The sequence below is a fragment of the Streptomyces sp. SID11385 genome (assembly GCF_010548245.1).
Classification (GTDB): Bacteria; Actinomycetota; Actinomycetes; order Streptomycetales; family Streptomycetaceae; genus Streptomyces.
This window is the reverse complement of sequence record NZ_JAAGLR010000257.1, coordinates 1-6302: the sequence shown is the minus strand read 5'-3', so window position 1 is coordinate 6302 and position 6302 is coordinate 1. Positions and strand designations below refer to the sequence as shown.

Annotated in this window: 5 protein-coding genes; 2 read left to right on the top strand and 3 right to left on the bottom strand. The window is 74.7% G+C overall.

Annotation, left to right across the window (positions count from 1 at the left end):
• Positions 1–982: aminoglycoside phosphotransferase family protein (locus G3I42_RS07940; protein WP_164283718.1), on the top strand; the 982-nt coding region annotated here is incomplete at its 5' end.
• A 377-nt stretch (positions 983–1359) separates the two neighbouring features.
• Positions 1360–3351, top strand: a complete 1992-nt coding sequence (locus tag G3I42_RS07935; RefSeq protein ID WP_164283716.1) for an N-acetylmuramoyl-L-alanine amidase — start codon at positions 1360–1362, stop codon at positions 3349–3351.
• 225 nt (positions 3352–3576) lie between these two features.
• On the opposite strand, the gene G3I42_RS07930 is transcribed toward G3I42_RS07935, so the two are convergent.
• From G3I42_RS07930 to G3I42_RS07920, 3 genes are all read right to left on the bottom strand, one after another.
• Complete coding sequence (locus G3I42_RS07930) at positions 3577–4077, bottom strand: hypothetical protein (RefSeq protein WP_164283714.1); 501 nt, start codon at positions 4075–4077, stop codon at positions 3577–3579.
• A 235-nt stretch (positions 4078–4312) separates the two neighbouring features.
• Entirely contained in the window at positions 4313–5248 is a 936-nt protein-coding gene (locus tag G3I42_RS07925) for a universal stress protein (RefSeq protein WP_164283712.1), read from the bottom strand.
• Between the two features lie 179 nt (positions 5249–5427).
• Positions 5428–6225 (bottom strand): alpha/beta fold hydrolase, encoded by a 798-nt coding sequence (locus G3I42_RS07920; protein WP_164283710.1) that lies wholly within the window; start codon positions 6223–6225, stop codon positions 5428–5430.
• Between the last annotated feature and the right edge of the window lie 77 nt (positions 6226–6302).

Below are 6302 nucleotides of genomic sequence, written 5' to 3'. Positions count from 1 at the left end.
GCAGCGGCTGAGCGGCCGGCTCGACCTGTCGGGGCCGCAGGGCGAGCGCTTGCGCGCCGCGGTGGTCGCGGTGCACCGCATCTGCCCCGACTTCCACCCGGTCCAACTGCTGCGCCAGGGCGGCCACTCGGTGCTCCTCGCGGGCACGACGGGGCGGGCGACCGTGGTCGCGAAGTGTTTACTGGACCGTTCGCCGGTGTGGTCGGGCCGCATCCGGCAGGAGATAGCCGCGTACCGCTCCTTCGTACGGCAGCGCCCGCCGGTGCGGGTGCCGCGCCTGGTGGCGGCCGACCCGGACCAGGGGGTCCTGGTCGTGGAGCGGATGCCCGGCCGCCCGGCGGCGCTTCAGCGTCACCCGGCGCACGCTCCGGCGCGCGCGGACCTGCGGGCCGCGCTCGCGGCGGTCACCCGGGTCAACTCCTGGCGTCCCGCGGCCGGTACGTTCGACACACCCCTGGACTACGGGACGCGCCTTGCCCGCTTCCACGAGCTGGGGATGCTGACGGACCGTGACCTCGACGACCTCCAGAAGCTGTTGCACGGGGTCGCGGGCGGCGCCGGGCGGAGCGGGATGTGGCAGTTCAACCACGGGGACGCGCTCCTGTCGAACGTGCTGCTCTCGCCCGCGGGCCCGGTGCTGCTCGACTGGGACCGGGCGGGCTGGTACCTGCCGGGGTACGACCTGGCGACGCTGTGGTCGGTGATCGGGGACGCGCCCGAGGTGCGGCGGCAGATCGCCCAGCTCGCGCAGGCGGCGGGCCCGGCGGCGCGGGACGCCTTCCTGGTGAACCTGATGCTCGTCCTCACCCGGGAGATCCGTACGTACGAGAGCGCGGTGCAGCGCACGATGCACGAGGCCGCCCCGGCCGCCGTTCCCGGGGTGCCGGCCTCCGGCGAGGAGCAGCGGCTGCTCCTGCGGCGGCTGCACGACGACTGCGCCACGGCGCGGCGGGCGGTGCGCGCGGCGGTCGGTACCCGCTGAACGGCCCCGCCCGGCACGGGTGGCCCGCGGCACCGTCCGGCCGCGGGCCCCGGGGACCGGTACGGGACGGAACGCGCCCCTGGCGGCGAAACGTTTCCTCAGCGTCCGCGACCGAAGGGGTGGAATTCCCCGGCCGCCGGTGGCGTCCCGCGGCACGTACTGCCGGGGCTGGTGGGGAGGGCGCGGGGTGTCGCCGCTGGCAGCGCGGCGGACGGCCCCGCACCCTCCATTGGTCCACTCCTGTGGTGCTGCCGCAACCGGGGCCTGACATGGGAAATCCCTCGCGCGGAGCATGATTGACGGATCGTCGGGGAGCGGGTACCACTGGCACGTCCGGTCACGAGACTCCAGCGCGTCCACTCCCCCAGGAGGCTGCTTTGCGAGGAATTTCCCCTGCCCGTCCCAGACGCCGGACGGCGGCGGTCGCTCTGGCCTCCTCCGCCCTGCTCCTGCCGCTCCTCGCCGCGACGCCCGCCGGGGCCGCGCAGACCGCGCGGGCCTCCTCCGGCCGGGACACCGGGCGGCTCCAGGACGCCTTCGCCGCCGCCTCGGCCACGTACCACGTCCCGGGCGAGGTCCTCCTCGGCGTCTCCTACCTCCAGTCGCGGTGGGACGAGCACGGTGGCGCGCCGAGTGTCAGCGGCGGGTACGGGCCGATGCACCTGACGGACGCGCGGACGGCGCTCACCGGGGTCGTGGCGCACCCGCACGGCGAGGGCGCCGAGGACCCCCGCGGCGACACGAGCCGCCCCCTCGGTCTGACCGCGCACCGTACGGACACACGCACCGGCGAGGTCCCCGCGCGCCTGGAGACGCTGCCGAAGGCGGCTGCCCTCACCGGCATCGACGCGGAGAAGCTGCGCGAGGACGCGGCGGCGAACGTCGCGGGCGGCGCGGCGCTCCTGGCGGCCGCCCAGCGCGCGCAGGGCCGGGCGCTGAGCCAGGACCCGGCCGACTGGTTCGGCGCGGTCGCGGCGTTCTCGGGCGCCGAGGACAGCGCGGGCGCGGCCTCGTACGCCGAGGACGTCTTCGCGGTGATCCGCGACGGGCAGCGGCGCACGACGGACGCGGGGCAGTCGGTCGCGCTCCCCGCGGACGCGCGCGCCAAGGCCCAGCCGGGGCAGTTGCGCGCCATGGGCCTGAAGAAGACGGACACGGGGCCGACGGAGTGCCCGCCGACGGTGGCCTGCGAGTGGGTGCCGGCCCCGTACGAGGAGTACGGGGACGGCGACTACGGCAACCACGACCTCGCCGACCGGCCGCACGACCAGTCCGTCGACTCGATCGTCATCCACGACACCGAGGAGACCTGGGACAAGACGCTCGACCTCGTCCAAGACCCCACGTACCTGGCGTGGCACTACACGATCCGCTCCACGGACGGGCTGATCGCGCAGCACTTCCCGACGAAGGACGTCGGCTGGCACGCGGGCAACTGGTACGTGAACGCGAAGTCGATCGGCATCGAGCACGAGGGGTTCCTCACCGCTCCCGACGCCTGGTTCTCGGAATCGATGTACCGGTCCTCGGCGCGGCTCGTGAAGTACCTCGCGAAGAAGTACGACATCCCGCTCGACCGGCAGCACATCCTCGGCCACGACAACGTGCCCGCGACGACGACGTCGGGCATCCCCGCGATGCACACCGACCCGGGTCCGTACTGGGACTGGTCGCACTACTTCGCGCTGCTCGGCAAGCCGGTGCGCGCCACGGCGCTGCCGTGGTCGGACGTCGTGACGATCGCGCCGAGGTACGAGGCCAACAAGCCCGCGTACACGGGGTGTTCGGCGGACGATCCGGCGGCGGCGTGCCCGAGCCACGGGTCGAGCGAGCTGTGGCTGCGGCAGTCGCCCTCGGACGACGCGCCGCTCGTGAAGGACATCGGCCTGTACCCGAAGGGCGAGGAGACGACGACCGGGGTCAACGACGTCGGCGCGCGCGTCTCCAGCGGCCAGCAGTACGTCGTCGCCGAGCGGCGCGGCTCCTGGGTGGCGCTCTGGTACAACGGGCAGAAGGGGTGGCTCAAGAACTCGCTGCTCAAGCCGGTCGCCGTACCCTCGCGGGGGCTCGTGGTGACGCCGAAGAAGGGGCGCGCGGACGTGCCGGTGTACGGGCGGGCCTACCCGGAGGCCTCGGCCTACCCGGCGAACATCACGCCGCAGGCGCTCTCCCCGTTCTCGTACAAGCTCCTCGCGGGGCAGCGGTACGTGGCGGGCGGGAAGGTGCACGGCGAGTACTTCTACTCGCCCACCTTCGACACGACGGACCACAAGGTGGTGCGCGGGGAGAACGAGTACTACGAGATCCAGTTCGGGCACCGGGTGGCGTACGTGAACGCCGATGACGTGACGGTGTCGCGGGTGCGCTGAGGTCCGCGGTGGAGGGGGCCGGTCCTTTCGCGGGGGCCGGCCCCTTCGCGTGCGTCCCGGTGCTGGTCGGGCCCGCGACCGTCGGGAGGGTGGTGGTGCCGGCGGTCGGCCCGTGCGAGGACGGGGGTCCGCGAGGGAGCGCGGACGCTCAAGCCGGTGGGCAGCGCATTCCGGACAGCGGGAGGGGCCGTCCGGGTGGGTGCCGGGGGTGCGCGGGAGGCTCGGTCAGCCCTGCTGGAACAACGCGGCGGGCAGCGGCTTCAGGAGCGCGTAGAGGTCGTCGGTGATGGGCCGGTCCCAGGCGGCGATGGTGACGAGCACGTTGTCGCTGCGGTCGAACTGGACGCAGGAGATGCGGCCCTCGGAGAGCTTGAGGCGGCGCACGATGAGGAGGTTGTCGCCCTGCATGACCGGCATGTCCTCGACGTCGACGACCTCGACGTCCTCGTCGTTCTCCAGCGCGAGCAGGAGCTGCGCGACCTCGAAGGGAACCTGTTTGTCGGCGAGTTCACGAGCGGGCGAGCCGGCCGGGAGGTTGCCGATGATCATGGCGGGTCCACGGCCGCCGAACAGGTCGTACTGGAGGAAGACCCCCTGACAACTGCCGTCCTGGGCGGGCAGCAGCCCCGCGACGAGGTTCCCGGGCCAGTCCCCCGGGTCCATGGCCAGGACGTCGAAGTCGGGGCCCGCGGGCGTGGCGGGGGTACGGCGGCGGAGGAACGACATGCGGCCCATGGTACGTGTCCGGCTCCGGTCACGAGCGGGCACCCCTGCGTAACCGGGCCTCCGGGAGAGGGGGTGCGGGGGTGGCGGAAAAGGGGTGGTGGGACGGGCGCCGCGCGGGTGCGCGGAGTGGCGCGAGGGCCGCGTACGGGGACGGGCGGCCGGTGTCTCCCGGCCGCCCGTCCCCGTACCGCCCGGCGCGGGCCGGAACCCGCACCGGCCGTTTGCGTCCCGCGTCTCAGGCCGCCACGCCCTCCCCGCTCTCCGCCTCGTCCTGGGCGGTGAGCGGAACGACGGCGACGGGGGCCGCGGCGTGGAGGAGGACGGCCTGGGTGACGGAGCCGAGGATGCGGGCGGGCTGGAGGAGGCGGCGGCGGTGGCGGCCCACGACGACGAGTTCCGCGCCGTTCGACGCGGCGACGAGGTGCCCGGCTGCGTCGCCCGCGGCGACGGAGACGAGCGCCTCGACGCCCGGGTGGGCGGCGCGGTGCGGGTCGAGGTGGTCCTTGGCGAGGGTGAGGCACTCGGCCTCCGCGGCCTCCTGGTCCTCGACGGTGGGCGTGTAGTCGCCCACGGCGGTCCAGGCGAGCGCGGGCCAGGGGTAGGCGACGACGATGTGGACCGCCGCGCCGCGCCGTTCGGCCTCGGTGAACGCGAAGGCGAGCGTCGAGTCGTCCTTGAGGTCGACGGGCAGGCCCACGACGACGCGCGGCCCGTCGGGCACCTCGGTCGTCACGTCCTCCGGCACGGCGCGCCCCGGTCGCGGCACGACGACGACCGGGCAGGAGGCGTCCCGCGCGGCGGCCATCCCGTTGGAGCCGAGCAGGAGGCTGGCGAAGCCGCCGCGCCCGCGCGAGCCGAGGACGAGGAGCTGGGCGTCGGCACCCATCTCGGGCAGGACCGCGTCGGGCGCGCCCTCGACCGTGACGAACTCCAGGACGGGCAGTTTCCCGCCGCGCGCCTCCAGGTCCGCGCGCAGCCGGTCGAGCACCGGGTCGCCGACCTGTTCCGGCCCGGCGGCGAGCACCTCGGGCTGTGTCCAGGCCGCGTACTGGCGCACGTGCACGATCCGCAGCACCGCCTCGCGGAGCCGGGCGGCCTCGATCGCCCAGTCAAGGGCACGGAGGCTGTCCTCCGAGCCGTCCACGGCCGCTACCACCGGCAGCTCACTCATGATGTCCTCGTTCCCGGCGCCGCCGCTTTCACCTGGCGCCTCTTGAGCCCCTGCAACTCCAGCCTTCCCCGGTGGAGCGGGATGTGCCAGGGCCGAAAGACCCCATCGCTGGCATCATCTGTCAGCCTTTCTCCCCCCGCATCCGCGCGCCGCGCGCACCGGTGCGGCATATGCCGGGGTCAGTCGCCCCAGGGTCCGTGCGCCCGTTCGCGGGCGAGGTCGTGGGCGGGTCCGTCCGCCGGTTCGTCCCCGGGTACGGGTCCGTGCGCCGTGAGGAACGGCAGGACGTGGGCGAGGAAGGCGGTGGGGTCCGTGGCGTGGATGTGGTGCCCGGCAGGGACGGTGACGAGGCGGGCGCGTGGCAGGCGCCGGGCGAGCGCGGTGACGGTGGACTGGTCGACGACGCTCGTGGGGCCTCCCGCGAGGACGAGCGCGGGGACGTCCGCGCGGTCCATGCGCTCCCACCAGGCGGGGTCGGGGTGGTTGCGGGGGTGCTCGGTGGCGAGGACCATCCGCCAGTCGTAGCCGAGCGGCCCGGTGGGCCGCTCGGGCACGGGCCGGGGGGGGGTGGCGAGGGGCAGGGGCGCGGGGACGTCCTCCAGGACGAGACGGCGGATCAGTCCCGGATGCTCCTGGGCGAGGAGGCAGGCGATGATGCCGCCCAGCGAGTGCGCGACCAGGTCGACGCGCGTGAGCGAGAGCGCGGCGAGGAAGGCCCGTACGTCGTCGCGCAGGAGCGGGAAAGAGTACGTACCGGGGTACTCGCTCGCGCCGTGGCCGCGCGGGTCGAGCGCGAGGACGCGCCGGTGTGCCGCGAGGGGGCCGAGCACGGGTGCCCAGTCGGCGGAGGACTCGCCGCGCGCGGGCAGCAGGAGGAGCGGGGGCGCGTCGGCGGGACCGGTCTCGCGGTAGGCGAGGGTCAGGCCGTTCGCGCGGACGGTGCGCAGCGGGGGCGGGAAGACGGGGCTCGGGTCCATGGAGGCAGCCTGCCGCGCGCGGGCGCCGGGGCGGGGCGCTTTTCGCGGGGAGCGGAGCGCGGGGAGCGGAGCGCGGG

Bases quoted from the DNA above. Each gene is read 5' to 3' on its own strand.
- G3I42_RS07930 (WP_164283714.1), bottom strand. From the start codon at position 4,077: ATGTCGTTCCTCCGCCGCCGTACCCCCGCCACGCCCGCGGGCCCCGAC.
- G3I42_RS07925 (WP_164283712.1), bottom strand. From the start codon at position 5,248: ATGAGTGAGCTGCCGGTGGTAGCGGCCGTGGACGGCTCGGAGGACAGC.
- G3I42_RS07920 (WP_164283710.1), bottom strand. From the start codon at position 6,225: ATGGACCCGAGCCCCGTCTTCCCGCCCCCGCTGCGCACCGTCCGCGCG.